The organism is Maribacter sp. R77961, from assembly GCF_044594925.1.
GTDB lineage: Bacteria > Bacteroidota > Bacteroidia > Flavobacteriales > Flavobacteriaceae > Maribacter.
The window spans coordinates 280,335-298,080 of sequence record NZ_CP138991.1 but is presented as its reverse complement, the minus strand read 5'-3'; the positions used below and the strand labels follow the sequence as shown (position 1 = coordinate 298,080).

The window sequence follows — 17,746 nt, the reverse complement described above, 5'->3', positions numbered from 1 at the left end:
AATTTAGATGGTTAGTGAAGCTTCTGGGTATAGGTCTTTGCTAAAAGTAAAGTAAAACCCTCCCATGATAGTTAAAATGAAATAAACCAAAACCATTAAACTCCCCCAAACGATATAGTTATTCATTCCAAACCAATCTCCAGTAAAGAGAATTATGGTGACCCCTAAAACTCCTCTTAGAACCTCTACCCAAATAGCATATGCCGTCCTATCCATTAAGCTTGTATACCCATAAATTCCCAAAAATATTAAACCCCCGTACATAAGAAGTTCTCCAAAACTTAAATTTCCATAATTATAGAACATGAACAACAAAAGTGCGGTAGTCGTTAGTAACTGAAATATGAGATAAGCGTTAAATCGTTTAGAAGTTGCCGTTTTGTAACGTTCAAACCCGTAAACATCTTCAATAATCCGAATCGGGTACCGATTAATAACATCGTTAGGTCTCCAACCGGTAGGCATAAACCATATTCGTATTTTGTCCCATAAATTATTGGTTCTCCAAGCATCCAATAGTAGCCTCCAAATATGTTGAAAATTGATATATAGGGGATTCCATGTCCTTGCTGGTTTTAATATACCGTATTGGGGTGGCACCGCAGCTAATTCTTCTTGAAACGTACCGAACAACCTATCCCATACACATAATATTTGACCTAAATTCTTATCTATATATTCTGGGTTTATAGCATGATGCACGCGATGTTGCGATGGTGTTACAATGATGTATTCTAAAAACCCTAACTTACCTATATGCTGCGTATGATACCAGAACTGGGCAAATAAATGCGCCGGGGCTAATACGGCTATCACTTCATTTGGGATGCCTAATAAAGCAGCCGGAATTAATAGTAAAGGAAAATATCCCAATAAATTAGAAATAGATTGCCTTAATGCGCAGGCTAAATTAAACTCCTCACTACTATGATGAATAACATGTTGGTTCCAGAAAAAATTGACCTTGTGACTTAATCTATGGTTCCAGTACCCCGCAAAATCTATAGCTATGAATGCCATTACCCAAACCAGCCATGTGTTTTCTATTTCAGTTAGGGCCAATGCTTCTAACAAGTATGGATAGGTAACCAAAATAACGCCTATTCCTAAAGAATCTTTAATAATATTGGTAAGCCCAGAACTTATGCTAGACACAGAATCTAGCACATTATGCTTCTGATTTTTAACAAGATAACCATACAAAATCTCTACTCCCAGGAGTACCATAAAAAAAGGAATAGCGTAGAGTAATGCCGTAGCGTATGCTTCCATGATACTATGCTCTAGAGCTATTAATTGAAAGGACCTACCATGATGTGGGCACGAAAAGTCCCGGGATCCATTAACCAAGGCATTCCTTTGGCATGTGGTTTATCCGGCAAACCGGTGGACTCTGTAGTCGCAAAAGGCGTATAAATAACATACCTGAACTGACCATCTTCTAATTCTCCTGTATCTGGATCATAGCCTGCCTCACTTCCGTAATAGATATATGTCATGCTAGGTTCGCGAGGCATTTGTATTTCACCTTTAGCTACTTCCATTCCGCGGATTTCTCTTTTTTCCTTGAAATTTTTGCCTTCGGCCGTAAGCGCCCTTCCCCTTTTCATAAAGGGTTCTAACTTCTTAGAATAACACGAAACACTAATACCTTCTTTTTTAGGGTCATCTGCGAGGCAAACGAGATTATTAGTACCCTCACGGAGTACAATCATCTTACCTTCTACATTATAACCGTAAACCATGGCCGCATCCTTATCGGCATCTGGTGCAGGAAGAACAGCAGTCTTAATCTGTATTTCCGCAGGAAGAATTTTAGTAGTATTATCCTGAGCGGTTAGGTATACCCCAAAGAGAACGGATAGTAATAGTGTTTTTGTTTTCATGATAGTACTGTTTGTCTAAAGATAACAAACATTATATTCTAAAAAAACATTGTGTTTACCCTAATTAAGGCCACTATCTGTACTTAACCTAAATTTGCCAAACTCTTTTTTAAGGTTTCAATTTTTGCTTCAGCATCTGCAGCTTTCTTCTTTTCTATACCAACAACCTGTTCCGGAGCATTGTTAACAAAACGTTCGTTGGACAATTTCTTCTGAACAGATTTTAGAAAACCTTCTGTGTACTTGAGCTCTTCTTTTATTTTTGTTATTTCTGCTTCAACATCAATATTTCCTTCAACGGGAATAAAGTATTCATTAGCTTTTACCCGAAAAGTCAAGGCCCCTTCCAAAGGACTATCGATATAAGAAACTTCCGAAACGTTGGTTAATTTACAGATGATGGCATCCCATTTAAGGTCTACTTTTTCTTTATTCAATACAGAAAGCCCCAAAGCTTCCTTCATAGGAATATTCTTTTCTTTTCTAATGGTCCTAATTCCCGATATGACCTCTGTCGCAAAATCAAAATCTTCAATTAAACGCTTATCAGACGCCGATACTTTCGGCCATTCTGCTACCACCAATGCTTCCTGTGGAGTTCTAGACGCAATATGCTGCCAAACCTCCTCGGTAAGAAATGGCATAAACGGATGTAATAATTTCAAGTTCTGTTCAAAAATATGAATTACAGCATCAAAGGTTGTTCTGTCTATAGGATGTTGATATGCTGGTTTTATAAGCTCTAGTAACCAAGAACTATAGTCGTCCCAAACCAATTTATAAATACTCATTAACGCATCAGAAATACGGTATTTACTGAAATGGTCTTCAATCTCAACTAAAGTCTCATTAAACTTTGAAGCATACCAATCCAATGCTAATTTAGAAGCTTGAGGCTGCGGTAAATCTGAAACTTCCCATCCCTTCAACAAACGGAAACCATTCCAAATCTTATTGGCAAAATTCTTTCCTTGCTGACAAAGGTCCTCATCGAACATTAAATCATTCCCAGCGGCAGAACTTAAGAGTAAACCAACACGCACACCATCTGCACCGTAGTCACTTATTAACTTTAAGGCATCAGGCGAGTTGCCTAGCGATTTAGACATTTTTCTTCGCTGCTTGTCCCTTACCAGGCCAGTAAAATATACGTTCTCAAAAGGTCGTTCTCCTCGGTATTCATAACCTGCAACTATCATCCTTGCTACCCAGAAAAATAAAATATCCGGACCCGTAACTAAATCGTTTGTAGGATAGTAATACTTCACTTCATCATTTTCAGGGTCTAAAATACCTCCAAATACACTTATAGGCCATAACCAAGAGGAAAACCATGTATCTAGAACATCTTCGTCTTGTCTTAAGTTGTTAGCTGTTAGTTGTTGGTTATTCGATTTTTCTTTGGCTAAAGCCAAAGCTTCATCGATATTTGTTGCTACAACAAAATCGTCTTGTCCGTCACCAAAATAGTAAGCGGGAATTTGTTGTCCCCACCACAACTGACGGGAAATATTCCAATCCCGAATATTTTCCATCCAGTGACGGTAGGTATTTTCAAATTTCTTAGGGAAAAGTTTTACTTCTTTACTTGTCATCACGGCATCCAAAGCCGGCTTTGCCAAATCTTCCATCCTAAGAAACCACTGGTCTGAAAGTTTGGGTTCTATCACCGCCTTGGTTCGCTCAGAGGTTCCTACTTTATTGATATGGGTCTCCGTTTTAACCAAAAAACCTTTTTCTTTTAGTTCCTTGGAAATTTCTTTACGCACTACAAACCTATCTTTCCCTTGATAGTGCAATCCAAAACTATTAAGGGTAGCATCATCATTAAAAATATCAATAGTTTCAAGGTTGTGCTTTTCACCTAAGGATTTATCGTTAATATCGTGAGCTGGTGTAACTTTTAGGCATCCTGTTCCAAATTCTATATCAACATATTCATCTTCGATTATGGGGATAAGCCGCCCGCATATGGGTACAATGGCTTTTTTACCCTTTAAATGCTGAAATCGTTCATCATTGGGGTTAATACAAATTGCAGTATCGCCTAAAATGGTTTCAGGTCTTGTGGTGGCAATAGTCACTTTTTCATCCGAGCCCTCTAATTGGTATTCTAGATAATACAATAACCCCTGCTTTTCCTCATAGATTACTTCTTCATCGGAAAGTGTGGTTTGCGCTTCTGGATCCCAATTAACCATCCTGTGGCCCCTGTAAATCTGACCTTTTTTGTATAAATCCACAAAAACTTTAACTACAGAAGCTGACATATCGTCATCCATAGTAAATTTTGTCCTGTTCCAATCACAAGAACAACCTAACTTTTTTAGTTGATCTAGAATTACTCCGCCATATTCATCGGTCCAATCCCAAGCATGTTTTAAAAATTCTTCTCGAGATAAATCCGACTTAGCTATTCCGTCTTCTTTTAATTTGGCAACGACCTTAGCCTCAGTGGCAATAGAGGCATGGTCCATACCTGGTACCCAGCAGGCATTCTTGCCCATGAGACGCGCCCTTCTAATTAATACATCTTGTATAGTATTGTTCAACATATGACCCATATGTAAAATACCGGTGACGTTTGGTGGCGGAATAACAATGGTATAAGGCTCTCTATCATCTGGCGAAGAATGAAAAAAGTTGTTTTTCATCCAATAGTCATACCATCGGTTCTCTACCTCATGTGGCTCATATTTTGAAGGGATTTCCATTTTTTGGAATAGTTTTTGAATTATGGAGTTAGGATTAAAAAACAAAGCCGAAAAGATTTGTTAAATATCGCTTTCAGCTTCTTTTTTACCTAAAATTAAATACGAAACAAAAATAAGTAACGTTAGAGTATAACAAAAGGATTTTGAGGTTGAACTGAAAAGATTTAATTTTGAAATTCGCTCAAAAATTAAAAATGATGAAAAAAATAGTACTTCTATTATTTGTTGGTCTGATCGGATTAACTGTAACAGCACAGGATACGGCCGCTAAAATCGAGTTTAAAACGGAAACCGTTGACTATGGAGAAATAGCAAAAGGTTCTGATGGTGTGCGAGTATTTGAGTTCACCAATACGGGTTCTGCTCCATTAATTATCAGTAAAGTAAGCTCTAGTTGTGGTTGTACCATACCTAAGAAACCAGAAGCTCCTATCTTACCTGGTAAAACCGGTGAAATTCAAGTGAAGTATGATACGAACCGTGTAGGCCCTATTAGAAAGGCTATCACCGTAATATCGAACGCGGATACACCGACTAAAGTTTTAAAGATAAAGGGAGAAATTAAATCTACCGTTAGCGGAAAGTAATACGCTTTATACATATAAAATTAGTTATAGCCCGGTTCTGCCGGGCTATTTTTATTTAAATAGATCTTTTAAAATAAAACTGAAAAGCAGGTCATTATCCGATCTTTCAATAAGCACTTTAACGCGTTTACCTTGTTTATCGTTCAACATATGTAAAATCTCTTGAAGCTTATAGCGGTGAATCCTTTTCCCGTTTACGGCTAAAATTACATCTCCTTCTTTCAATCCTGCGCTATGGGCTGGACTTCCAGCACGTATAGCGGACACAACAATTTCAGGAACAACACTGAGCTTGGTAGCATTCTCCAATAAAATCTTAACATCGCCATACTTCCTTTCATTGTTGAATACAACACCATTAGGACTAGAAATACGTTCAGATACATATCGTACACCTGCATGTTGTAAGTCTATACCACTTATGTTATATCGAAAGGGTTTCCTAAAATTACTGTTCTTTCTAATAGTAATTTGCTCATTCGGATAATCAAAGGTTATATTGAACCTTCGTAGCACCTCACCTCCCAGACTACCATTTCTATCTCCGAGATTTTTAATGGAACTAAAAGTTACCATATCAGGAAAGGCAGCTTTAGCATTATCCAGTTCATAATCCCCTATTTTAAGATGATTGATTCTGGTTCGTTTTCCATAAATATCACCAGCAAGTCCTTTACCTAAAAAGTCCTCATAATATTCTTTGGGAACACTTAAATCCTCATCCTCAAATAACCAAACTGCATCACTACTTCCTGTGTCCAATAACAATTTAACCTCAAAACGTTCGTCATTCCTTAAACCTACTTCAGCATCTAAGTAAGCTTTTTTATTGATAATATCAATTGGTAAGGTGTTGGACTTATTTTTATGTTTATAGGTATAATCTTCAGGATCGTAAAATCGAATGCTTTTGGTAACATAATTAATATCTACCACAAAATCTTTGAAGAGGTCATAACCAATAATACCATGGATAGGTATGCCTAAACTTGGAGAAAAATTGATGCCGCCATCCATAACAACATATAATTTTTGGGCAAAATTTCTAATATTTCCAAGTTTGAAAAAATTACCGCTAGAACTAAGCGCACTTATGGGGTCGCCCTCACCGAGACCATTAATGGTGATTTCTGAAACATTTTTAAGTTGAATGGAATCTTGGTCCGCAAGATTAAATAAAATTGGTGTACCTACCCCAGAATCCAAGATAAAGGATAACTCAGTTCCGTTTACCTCAACAGGAACAACCATCAAATTATTAATTAACTCAAAATTTATCTTTTCAACCCGTTGCCCTTTCTCCATTTCATAGTTCTGGGCAAAGAAGAATATGGGAAAACATATAGCAAATAAAAAATGTAGCCGTGAAAAATATGTTGACATCTTGTAATCCAATTGATTAACTCTCTTCAAGTTACGACATTTTTTCTTTCACCCCTGGGTTTTAACAGTTCTGCGAGCACTCGGTAAATAAACTACGCTACTATTGTAAGATCCACAATGATTTACCACTTTTGCTAAAAATTAGAGCTTATGCCATCTGTTTCCCAAAAAGGGCTTTCCATGCCCGAATCGCCTATTAGAAAACTAGTCCCTTATGCGGAAAATGCAAAGAAAAAAGGAGCCAAGGTCATACACCTTAACATTGGGCAACCAGATATAAAAACGCCGCAAATTGCCCTTGATGCGGTAAAAAACAACACCCTTAACGTTTTAGAATATAGCAGAACAGAAGGTTCAGAGGCATATAGAACCAAGATAGCCGCATACTATCATCGCAATGGCATTAGTGTAAGCGCAAAAGATATCATTGTAACTACCGGTGGTTCCGAGGCACTTTCTTTCGCTATGGGCTCCATTGCCGATGCCGAAGATGAAATTATTATACCCGAGCCTTTTTATGCCAATTACAATGGGTTTGCCACCGCCTCAGGCGTAAAGGTAGTTCCAGTCATTTCAAAACTTGAAAATAATTTTGCCCTTCCTCCAATAGCAGATTTCGAAAAATTAATTACCCCTAGGACCAAAGGAATCCTCATCTGCAATCCAGGTAACCCTACGGGATATCTTTATAGCAAAGAAGAGATTCAAAAACTGGCGGAAATCGTAAAAAAGCATGATTTATTTCTAATTGCGGATGAAGTTTACAGAGAGTTTACTTACGACAATACTTCGCACTATTCCATCTTACAGGAAGAAGGATTAGATGAACACGCCATAATTGTTGATTCCGTATCCAAGAGATACAGTATGTGTGGGGCAAGGATAGGCTTCTTAGTATCCAAGAACAAAGAAGTAATTAAAACGGCTTTGAAATTTGCCCAAGCAAGGCTTTCACCGCCGACCTATGCCCAAATTGCCAGCGAGGCTGCCTTAGACACTCCCCAAAGCTATTTTGATGATGTCATTGAAGAATACGTTCTAAGAAGAAATTTACTTATTACCGAACTAAAAAAGCTAGATGGTGTTAAAGTAGCACAACCTAATGGCGCATTTTATTGCATTGCAGAACTACCCATTGCAGATGCCGATGATTTTGCACAATGGCTGCTAGAAGATTTTAGGGTAAATAATGAAACGGTCATGGTTGCGCCTGCCGCTGGTTTTTATGCTACGCCCGGTTTAGGAAAAAATCAAATTAGAATTGCCTATGTACTCGATCAAGAAAGTCTTAAAAGAGCAGTTCATATTTTAGGGGAAGCTTTAAAAAGTTACATTGGATAATGCAGATTAAGAAAGACTTCTCGTTAAAAAACTTCAATACCTTCGGAATTGACGTGAAAGCACGTTTTTTTGTCGCCGTAACCAATGTCCAAGAATTAAAAAATGCTTTAGAATTAAAGGAGTACCCAGAAAAGTTTATTCTAGGCGGAGGTAGTAACATGCTTTTAGTCAATGATATCAATGCATTGGTCATTCATGTAAACAATAAGGGCAAAACCATTATTTCAGAGAATGATAAGCACGTAAAAATCAAAGTCATGGCCGGTGAAAACTGGCATCAATTCGTGTTGTGGACCATAGAGCAAGGGTTCGGCGGATTAGAAAATATGTCGCTTATACCTGGCAATACAGGTACGGCACCTGTCCAAAATATTGGTGCTTACGGAGTTGAACTAAAGGATTCTTTTGTCTGTTGTGAGGCAATAAACCGAGAAAATCTAGAAGTAAGGGAATTTTCAAAAGAGGATTGTAAATTCGGTTACCGGGAATCTTTCTTTAAATCGGAAGGAAAAGATGCCTTTGTCATTACTAACGTAACCTTTGCACTTACCAAGAGAGATCATAAATTACACACTGGCTATGGAGCAATTGAGGAAGAATTACAAATGCAGCATATCGTAGACCCGAGTATCAAGGATATCTCCAATGCCGTTATTTCCATTAGAAACAACAAACTACCAGACCCAAAAGAAATAGGAAATAGTGGAAGTTTCTTTAAAAATCCGATTATCACTAAAAGTGAATTTGAAAACTTCACTAAAAAACACCCAACAGCACCTTTTTACAAAGTCTCCGAATCTGCCTATAAAATACCAGCTGGTTGGCTTATTGAACAATGTGGTTTTAAAGGTAAACGCTTCGGGGATGCAGGTGTGCACACTAAGCAAGCTTTAGTACTCGTAAATTATGATAAGGCCACAGGTGAAGAAATTTTAGGTCTGGCTCATACTATTATCAAAGCAGTATATGCTAAATTCGGAATTAGTATTCAACCAGAAGTTAATGTCATAAAATAACCCTCGCAATAAAATTACGAGGGTTATACCAAACCAAACTAACCAAAAACTAAGTGAGCAGTTACCAGCTGACCACTTATGCGATATATATTTTTAGATAACGCTGCCTTAACAATCAATTTTATAAATTAGCGTTTATTCATATACGAAGAGATAAAGCGGTTTGGATGTTTGTCTTGCAAAAACTTTAGACACATCTTTACATTATGAGCACACTACTTGAAAAACATATCGTTGAATTACTGCAGGAGCGCAATGATAAGGCCATTGCACTACTGTATGATAATTATGGCGATACCTTACTAGGTGTAGCCAATAAAGTAGTTCGGGATCAGGAACTAGCCCAAGATGTACTCCAAGAAAGTTTTGTGAAAATATGGAAGAAAGCAGATTCTTACGATCCTTCCAAAGCCAAGCTATTTACTTGGTTATTTAGAATTACTAGAAACACGGCTATAGATAAGCTAAGGAGTGTTAACACAAAATCCGACAAGGAAATCCAAATTGATGTTTCTGACGTATATACTTTAGGTGTTGAAAGCACACGGCCAGAATTAATGGATATTCAGGAGAATCTAGAAAAGATTGAAGAAAAATACCAAATAGTGTTAGAAGCATTATTTTTTCAAGGTATGACGCAACAAGAAGCTAGTGACGAATTGGATATTCCATTAGGAACCATTAAGTCTAGATTAAAAATCGGACTTAGAGAATTAGGTAAGATTTATGGTCCGGCTATGATAATGCTTTTACTAAATTTAGTACAATGAAAGAAAAAATTAAAATATTCCTAGCATCCGATTTATTGGAAAAATATCTTTTAGGGAATACTACGGATATGGAAGCATTGCGTGTAGAACAATATATTGCGATGTATCCAGAAGTAAGAAAGACATACAATGAACTTCAGGATAACTTAGAAACCTTTGCCAAACTACATGCCATTAAATCTCCGGCAGGACTTAAGGAAAAGATAGTAGCAAGGATTCGTTCTGAGAGAAGCGGAAGAAAAAAATTCTTTAGGTACGCTATTGCAGCAAGTTTTGCAGCTGTTATGTTTGCAAGTGCTTCTTATTTCTTTTACAACCAGAACCAAAATCTTCAAGAAGAGAATAGTGTTGTAAGTAATAAAATAAAGCTTTTGGAAGCGGACATGAAACAGCAACTAGAGGATGTAAGGAACCAATTTATAGTCCTCAATAATCCTCAGACAAAAAAATACACTGTTAATGGTAATAGAAAAGCCAAAGAATTAAAGGCTGTTGCCTATATCAACCCTGTAAAGAAACTCTCTTACATAAACGTTAGTAAGCTTCCTAATCTACCAGAAAACCAGTGTTATCAGATGTGGGCAGAGGTTAATGGAGAAATGTTAAATCTAGGAATTATAGAAGAGGCTACAAACAGCCAAAATCTAATGGCGTTGCCGTATGCAGAAAATGCGGTTAGTTATATTACAATTGAACCAGAAGGCGGAAATCTAAATCCGACCGTAGATAATATAGTTGCGAACATCTCTTACTAAATCCTCATATTAAAGTAATCTTAAAGCCCCTACTAGGGGCTTTATTTTTTTATCTTTGTAAAAATTTTAGTTTATGAAACTTATTTTACTCACCATAGGTCTTTTAGCACTTGCGTTTTCAGGGATAGCTATAAAGATTTGGGCAAAAAAAGATGGTAAATTTGCAGGCACCTGTGCAAGTCAAAGTCCATTCTTGAACAAGGATGGAGAAGCCTGTGGCATGTGCGGAAAACTTCCGAGCGAACAAGACTGTAAAAAAGATATAGTGGCCTAAAATAGGGAGATAGCTAAGGTTTACGAGTTTCTTATAACTTATAGTAATTATTTATATTGGATAACAAAAAAGTTCTGGAAGACACAATCGCAAAGGCGAAAAAAGGCAACCAAATTGCTTTTAGTAAACTTTTAGATTGTTTTTGGAACGATGTTTATGGATTTCAATTAAAGCGCACAGAGAATGAAAATGACGCTGAAGACATTACTATACAAACCTTCTCTAAAGCTTTTGACAAAATAAATACCTATGACAACGCCTATGTTTTCAAAACTTGGCTCATAGCTATTTCTAAAAATATTCACATAGACCTTATTCGTAAAAGAAAAAGAAGCATCTTAGATACCAGAGGTAGTGGTGAGGCAATCCGTAAAGTGTTGGATAATGCTCCTTCCATGGAAGATCAACTGATACAAGAGCAAAATCTAGCAAACCTACTCAGAGATATCAAAAAGCTTAAACCACATTACCAAGAAGTCATAAATCTAAGGTTCTTCAATGAACTTAGCTATGCTGATATAGCAGATAAGCTCAATGAGCCAATGAACAATGTTAAAGTAAAATTGTTAAGGGCCAAAAAATTACTTGCAGAGATTATTACAAATACAAAGTAACCCCAATACAACTTAAAAACATTTACTTTTTTATAACAACTAAGCAGCTCTTTCTGCTCGGTACGGGTGCAATTTAGTTCGTATATTTGTGTAAAAATTAGGTATGTCCGTAGCAGTAAAAGAAAATGTAGCGCCCCCAAAAGGAAAACCAAAATGGCTTAGGGTAAAGCTCCCTACAGGTAAAAAATACACCCAACTAAGAGGTTTGGTGGAAAAGTATGATTTGCATACCATTTGTACTTCTGGTAGTTGCCCGAATATGGGCGAATGTTGGGGAGAGGGTACCGCCACATTTATGATATTAGGTAATATTTGTACCCGTTCTTGTGGTTTTTGTGGTGTTAAAACTGGTAGACCAGAAGATGTAGATTGGGCTGAGCCAGAAAAGGTGGGAAGATCTATAAAAATTATGGGAATTAAACATGCCGTAATTACTTCAGTAGACCGAGACGACCTTAAAGATATGGGCTCTATTATTTGGGCCGAAACTGTAAAGGCTATCAGAAGAATGAATCCAAATACTACGCTAGAGACACTTATTCCTGATTTTCAAGGTATAGAAAGACATATTGACCGTATCGTGGCTGTTGCACCAGAAGTGGTGTCACATAATATGGAGACCGTAAAAAGGCTAACCAGGGAAGTACGGATACAAGCAAAATACGAACGAAGTCTAGAAGTTTTACGTTATTTAAAAGCAAGTGGCATTAATAGAACAAAATCCGGCATAATGTTGGGCCTTGGCGAATTAGAGGAAGAAGTGATTGCAACAATGCAAGATTTACGAAAAGCAAAGGTAGATATTGTTACTATCGGACAATATTTACAGCCCTCAAAAAAACACTTGCCCGTAAAAGAATTTATTACACCGGAGCAGTTTAAGAAATATGAAACGATTGGTTTGGAAATGGGTTTTAGACATGTAGAAAGTGGTGCTTTGGTGCGTTCTTCTTATAAGGCCCATAAACATATTCATTAGTACTTTTACTCCATCAAGTTTTAAACAGAAAGTTCTCAGCAGCTTTTAAAGCCTTAATTTTATGCCATGAAAACAGTTAACATAGGTATCAATGGCTTTGGTCGTATAGGCCGTACATTTTTCAGGCTACTTCAAAATCATCCCAATCTTAAAGTGGTGGCGATTAATGATTTGGCGGATACCAAAACACTGTCACATCTTTTGAAATACGATAGTATTCATGGGATAATGAACTCGTCTATATCTTATGACGATCAACATATTATTGTAGAAAAAGAAGCTATAAAACTTACTAATCAAAAGCACCCTAAAGAGATAAACTGGACAGCTCAAAAAGTTGACATAGTCGTTGAATGTTCCGGAAAATTTAAGACCAAAGAAAGCCTAGACTATCATTTAAAAAATGGCGCCAAGAAAGTTATATTATCCGTTCCACCTATTGACGAGGCTATTAAAATGATAGTTTACGGTATTAATGAAGGTGCCTTAACTAAAAACGACGAAATTATATCCAATGCCTCGTGCACTACTAATAATGCGGCACCAATGATTAAAGTCATCAATGATTTATGTGGTATTGAGCAGGCCTATATTACCACAATACACTCTTACACCAGTGATCAAAGCTTACATGATCAACCGCATCGAGATTTAAGAAGAGCCAGAGCAGCATCGCAATCTATTGTTCCCACAACTACAGGAGCCGCAAAAGCATTAACTCGAATTTTCCCCGATTTAGCTGATGTAATCGGTGGCTGCGGTATCAGAGTCCCAGTTCCAAATGGTTCTTTGACAGATATTACCTTCAATGTAAAAAGGAATATTACTATTAAAGAAATAAATGATACTTTTGAAAAGTCAGCAGATAACGAATTAAAGGATATCCTATTTTACACGGAAGACCCTATAGTATCTATTGATATAAACAATAGTTCTCATTCTTGTACGTTTGATTCTCAGATGACTTCCGTAATAGGGAAAATGGTTAAAATAATAGGTTGGTACGATAATGAAACTGGCTACAGCAGCAGAATTATTGACCTTATACATTTTATGAACAACAAAGAATATATTTGAAATTCTCTTCATTACATAAAAGCCTAAAGCATTTTGTTTTATTATTGTTATTCTCAATAATAGCGAGTCCATTATATGCCCAAGACTCTATCCCATACAAAGATATCGCCCCCTACTTCAACGAAGCAAGAAAACTAAGAAATCAGAACAAGATAGACCAAGCCTTGGAAACTTTGGATAAAGCTTCGGAAGAAGCAGAGAAAAATGAAGATATCAAGGCACTAATAGATAGTTATCACGAGCTCTCATTACTGTACCTAAAATTAGAAAAAGAAGCGGACACCCAGTTTTATTGGGACAGAGCCAGCGTACTTTTAAAAGACATTGCCTACCCTTACGGAGATGCCATTCATAAATATATAGAGGCCATTTTGCTCTATCGTAGCAATCAAAATTTTCAGGCGCTATTTATGCTCAATGAAGCTAAACAACTAAATAACGACCGTAATTTTTTCAATAATATACTCCTTACCGAAGCTCAAGTTTATATGAATTTGGAAAAGTATGAAAGTGCTTCAAAAAATTTAAATTCGCTCGTTGTAAATACGGACATTTACGAAAAAGACTATTTAACCACTCAGGCTTATCTAGGCTTGGCAGAACTAAATCTTAAAACCGAAAATTTAGAGGAGAGTGCAAAAAATGGTGAAAATGCCTTAGAATTAGCTAATAAAAATGGTTTTTTCATGGAAACCAAAGGAGCTAATGAACTCTTGACGAAAGTATATGAAAAACTAGGACAGTACGAAAAATCACTGGCTAACAATAGAAATCTAATTGAAATCAAAGATTCTATATTCAATATTGAAAAACTAAAGTTAGAAGCTAAAACCGCTGATAAGATACGGGACGACTTTAAAACCGAGGAAATTATAAGACAGGAAGATAAAATCCAAGAACTTACGGAATCTCAGAACAGATCTGAAATTACCGCAATACTAACATCGGCCTTTCTTATAATTATAACTCTCTTGGCGGTCTCTTTGTACCGCAACAACCAAATTAAACTAAAGACAAACGATCTCTTACAGACAAAAAACAAAGAACTACAAGTCGCCAGAGATGGCGCAGTACAGGCAATGGAGGCCAAAACCAACTTTTTATCTACAGTTAGTCATGAGCTCCGAACTCCCTTATATGCCGTTACGGGTCTTACGCATTTACTCTTAGAGGAAAACCCATCCGATCATCAAAAAGAACATTTAAAGGCCTTAAAGTTTTCTGGAGATTATCTTTTAAACTTTATTAACGACATCCTTCATATCAATAAAATTGATGCCAATAAGTTGGAGCCTTTAAACATGGAGTTTAACCTGAAAAAGATTATCAATGAAGTTATTGATTCCCTTCAACAAAGTGCCAAAGCAAACAAAACACAGATAATTCTAGATTACGACTCAGATATTCCAAACCATTTAATGAGTGACCCATTAAAGCTGTCCCAAGTTTTCATGAATCTTATAGGTAACGCTATAAAATTCACCAAAGACGGAAAAGTCACGGTAATTGCCAAACTACTCAAAAAAGAAAACGAGGAAGTAAAAATCTATTTTGAGGTAAAAGATGATGGTATCGGTATTTCTAAAGAAAAACAGCAAAGTATTTTTGAAGGCTTTGAACAAGGTTCTATCCAAATAAACAGAGAATACGGAGGCACCGGTCTTGGTCTTACCATAGTAAAAAGCTTATTGAAACTTTTTGGTAGTAAAATTCAGCTTAAAAGTAGCCTCGGTGAGGGAAGCTCCTTCTTTTTTGAAGTGGATATGAAAAGTTTAGAAGACCTTGTCGATACCGTTGATTTTGAAATTACCCAGAGAGACTACGATTTTAAAGGCCTTCACTTAATGATAGTTGAGGACAACAAAATTAACCAGGTCATCACCAAGAAAATGCTGACCAAAAAGGATATCACTAGTGATATTGCCAGTAATGGTGAAGAGGCCGTTGTGCTTGCCAAGGAAAATGTCTACGACGCTATTTTAATGGATATTCATATGCCCGGAATCAGCGGCGAAGAGGCAACTATACAAATACGTGAGTTTGATCAACAAACACCCATTATAGCCCTGACCGCAATTTCATTAGATGATAGTTTAGAGAGTTTTTACGCTGCAGGATGCAATGATGTGGTAACAAAACCTTTTAAACCGGAGATTTTCTATCAAAAAATAGGAGAGAATATTTTTGACAAGAAGATACAGAATTCTACTTCATAATACCAGTTAAGTACGCTTCTATTACCGCCTCATCTTCAGCCCAAAAAGCATGCCGAATAGGAAGATAATATAGATTTTCGACCTTACCTGCTAAACGCATATAGTCCTTCTCCGTTGTTATAATCGTTTCCTTAGTTTTGAATAATTGTACCTCCTTCTCAGTAAAAAAATGATGATCCGCATAGGCCAAATGCAAAACTCTTAAGCCCTTAGCAACTAAATAATCAAATAACGGTTTTGGATTGGCAATGCCTGTAACCAAGGTAATTTCTTCATTCTCAAATGACTGTAAATTATACGCACCATGTGTGCCTTGTAATTTATTGTCGTATTCCAGAAATGAAAATAACACCTGCTGATGTTCAGAGAGCTTCATTTGTTCCCTAATAGCTCTTTTTTCGGTTTCAGAAATTGCACGAGGGCATTTGGTTATAACAATTAAATCCGCCCTGTTAGCGGCATATTTACTATCCCTCAAATCGCCCGTTGGAAGGTACCAATCATTTACATACATATTATCATATGCCGTAAGTAAAATGGTATGTGAAGGCTTTACGCGTCTATGTTGAAAAGCATCATCTAGTATAATGATATCAGGATCTAAGGTTTTCTCAAGCTGCTCAATCCCGTTACGTCTATCCACATCTACTGCAACGCTAACCCTAGGAAATTTCTTGAAAATTTGATAAGGTTCATCTCCAATTGCTTCCACGCGTGTTTTAGCGTTTGCAATCATAAAACCAGCTGTTTTACGTTTATAACCTCTACTTAATACGGCCAACTTATAGTCCTTCTGAAGCGTTCTTATCAAAAACTCTACCATGGGTGTCTTGCCAGTACCGCCAACACTAAGGTTGCCTATGCAAACGGTGGGTGTAGTATATGTTTTCGATTTAAATAGGTCTATATCATAGCAAAAGTTTCTAATGCGTACCACTAAGGCATAAATTAAGGAAATGGGAAAAAGAAGTTTTCTCAACAGTTGCATCGGAACGAAAATATAATATTTTATCTTTGATAACCTTATATTTTATTGAAAATGACAGTAAATGGTGTTATAGAAATTTTAGAAGAACTTGCTCCTTTAGATTATGCCGAGGGCTTTGACAATGTTGGTCTTCTCGTTGGCGATAGTCAGATGAAAGTGAAGGGTATATTGGTAACCCTTGATACACTAGAACACGTAGTTGATGAAGCAATCGCCAATAACTGTAATCTTATCGTAAGTTTCCATCCAATTATTTTTGATGGATTAAAAAAGTTGACCGGAAGGAATTACGTGGAGCGTACCGTTTTAAAAGCAATAAAAAACGACATCGCCATATACTCCCCACATACCGCGCTAGACAATTCTTTTAATGGTGTAAACGCTAAAATCTGCGAAGTTCTAGAATTAATAGATAGAAGAATATTGATTCCTCAGAAAGGAACCATCAAAAAATTAGTCACGTATGTACCGGCAGATGCTGCGGACAAACTACGAGAAGAATTATTTAAAGCAGGAGCTGGCACTATTGGAAACTACGACAACTGCAGTTTTACAACAATAGGCAAAGGAAGTTACAGGCCAGGAGAAAATACCAATCCGTTAAAAGGAGAAAAAGGAAAAACACACATTGATGAGGAGGTAATGATTTCACTTACCTATCCAAAAATGGACGAACATAAGATTTTAACTTCCCTAAAAAAGAACCATCCTTATGAGGAAGTAGCCTATGAAGTGACAACACTAGAAAACACCAACCAACATATAGGTATGGGCATGGTAGCAGAACTAGAAGAACCTATGGCAGAAGAAGTTTTTCTGACCTTCCTGAAGAAAAAAATGAACGCAACGGTCGTAAGACATTCGGAATTAATTGGAAAACCTGTAAAGCGAGTAGCGGTTTTAGGAGGAAGTGGTGCCTTTGCTATAAGAGCGGCAAAGCAAGCTAAGGCAGATATATTTGTGACGGCAGACATAAAATACCATCAATTTTACGAAGCGGAAAAACAGATGGTCATAGCGGATATTGGACACTTTGAAACTGAGCAGTTTACAAAAACTCTTTTAGTTGATTATCTTACGAAAAAAATTCCTAATTTTGCAATCCGTTTATCGGAAAGTATAACAAATCCTATCAAGTATTTTTAA

At 36.8% G+C, this 17,746-nt stretch carries 16 protein-coding genes; 11 read left to right on the top strand and 5 right to left on the bottom strand.

The genetic code is table 11. The annotated features are described in order from the left end of the window. Positions 1-3: 3 nt before the first annotated feature. The 3 genes from SJY09_RS01160 to SJY09_RS01150 all read right to left on the bottom strand — a co-directional run bounded on the left by SJY09_RS01160 (position 4) and on the right by SJY09_RS01150 (position 4,600). Positions 4-1,272 (bottom strand): sterol desaturase family protein, encoded by a 1,269-nt coding sequence (locus tag SJY09_RS01160; RefSeq protein ID WP_396637148.1) that lies wholly within the window; start codon positions 1,270-1,272, stop codon positions 4-6. Between the two features lie 20 nt (positions 1,273-1,292). Beyond that, a complete protein-coding gene (locus SJY09_RS01155) occupies positions 1,293-1,886 on the bottom strand; it encodes a hypothetical protein (protein WP_396637147.1) in 594 nt (197 codons plus the stop codon). Between the two features lie 83 nt (positions 1,887-1,969). Beyond that, positions 1,970-4,600 (bottom strand): valine--tRNA ligase, encoded by a 2,631-nt coding sequence (locus SJY09_RS01150; RefSeq protein ID WP_396637146.1) that lies wholly within the window; start codon positions 4,598-4,600, stop codon positions 1,970-1,972. 194 nt (positions 4,601-4,794) lie between these two features. On the opposite strand from SJY09_RS01150, the gene SJY09_RS01145 reads away from it, so the two are divergent. After that, a complete protein-coding gene (locus tag SJY09_RS01145) occupies positions 4,795-5,187 on the top strand; it encodes a DUF1573 domain-containing protein (RefSeq protein ID WP_396637145.1) in 393 nt (130 codons plus the stop codon). 51 nt (positions 5,188-5,238) lie between these two features. On the opposite strand, the gene SJY09_RS01140 is transcribed toward SJY09_RS01145, so the two are convergent. Next, positions 5,239-6,570: an aspartyl protease family protein gene (locus SJY09_RS01140; RefSeq protein WP_396637144.1), complete on the bottom strand. Its 1,332-nt coding sequence runs from the start codon at positions 6,568-6,570 to the stop codon at positions 5,239-5,241. A gap of 150 nt (positions 6,571-6,720) precedes the next feature. Between SJY09_RS01140 and SJY09_RS01135 the strand changes: the two genes are divergently transcribed. The 9 genes from SJY09_RS01135 to SJY09_RS01095 all read left to right on the top strand — a co-directional run bounded on the left by SJY09_RS01135 (position 6,721) and on the right by SJY09_RS01095 (position 15,612). Beyond that, positions 6,721-7,911, top strand: a complete 1,191-nt coding sequence (locus tag SJY09_RS01135; protein ID WP_396637143.1) for a pyridoxal phosphate-dependent aminotransferase — start codon at positions 6,721-6,723, stop codon at positions 7,909-7,911. Next, positions 7,911-8,927: a UDP-N-acetylmuramate dehydrogenase gene (gene murB, locus SJY09_RS01130; RefSeq protein WP_396637142.1), complete on the top strand. Its 1,017-nt coding sequence runs from the start codon at positions 7,911-7,913 to the stop codon at positions 8,925-8,927. The genes SJY09_RS01135 and murB overlap by 1 nt, the downstream gene beginning before the upstream one ends. 206 nt (positions 8,928-9,133) lie before the next feature. After that, entirely contained in the window at positions 9,134-9,697 is a 564-nt protein-coding gene (locus SJY09_RS01125) for an RNA polymerase sigma factor (RefSeq protein WP_396637141.1), read from the top strand. Further along, complete coding sequence (locus tag SJY09_RS01120; RefSeq protein ID WP_396637140.1) at positions 9,694-10,452, top strand: anti-sigma factor domain-containing protein; 759 nt, start codon at positions 9,694-9,696, stop codon at positions 10,450-10,452. Before SJY09_RS01125 ends, SJY09_RS01120 begins: the two co-directional genes overlap by 4 nt. Before the next feature lie 73 nt (positions 10,453-10,525). Further along, positions 10,526-10,726: a membrane or secreted protein gene (locus SJY09_RS01115; RefSeq protein ID WP_396637139.1), complete on the top strand. Its 201-nt coding sequence runs from the start codon at positions 10,526-10,528 to the stop codon at positions 10,724-10,726. 56 nt (positions 10,727-10,782) lie between these two features. Continuing rightward, positions 10,783-11,340 (top strand): RNA polymerase sigma factor, encoded by a 558-nt coding sequence (locus SJY09_RS01110; RefSeq protein WP_396637138.1) that lies wholly within the window; start codon positions 10,783-10,785, stop codon positions 11,338-11,340. A 103-nt stretch (positions 11,341-11,443) separates the two neighbouring features. Beyond that, positions 11,444-12,319 carry a lipoyl synthase gene (gene lipA / locus SJY09_RS01105; RefSeq protein ID WP_396637137.1) on the top strand — a complete coding sequence of 292 codons (876 nt, stop codon included), beginning with the start codon at positions 11,444-11,446 and terminating at the stop codon, positions 12,317-12,319. A gap of 66 nt (positions 12,320-12,385) precedes the next feature. Then, complete coding sequence (gene gap / locus SJY09_RS01100) at positions 12,386-13,396, top strand: type I glyceraldehyde-3-phosphate dehydrogenase (protein WP_396637136.1); 1,011 nt, start codon at positions 12,386-12,388, stop codon at positions 13,394-13,396. A 44-nt stretch (positions 13,397-13,440) separates the two neighbouring features. After that, entirely contained in the window at positions 13,441-15,612 is a 2,172-nt protein-coding gene (locus SJY09_RS01095) for an ATP-binding protein (RefSeq protein ID WP_396637135.1), read from the top strand. Here SJY09_RS01095 and lpxK read toward each other — a convergent pair. Further along, complete coding sequence (gene lpxK / locus SJY09_RS01090) at positions 15,602-16,600, bottom strand: tetraacyldisaccharide 4'-kinase (RefSeq protein WP_396637134.1); 999 nt, start codon at positions 16,598-16,600, stop codon at positions 15,602-15,604. The genes SJY09_RS01095 and lpxK overlap by 11 nt on opposite strands. A 51-nt stretch (positions 16,601-16,651) precedes the next feature. Between lpxK and SJY09_RS01085 the strand changes: the two genes are divergently transcribed. Continuing rightward, complete coding sequence (locus tag SJY09_RS01085) at positions 16,652-17,746, top strand: Nif3-like dinuclear metal center hexameric protein (protein WP_396638578.1); 1,095 nt, start codon at positions 16,652-16,654, stop codon at positions 17,744-17,746.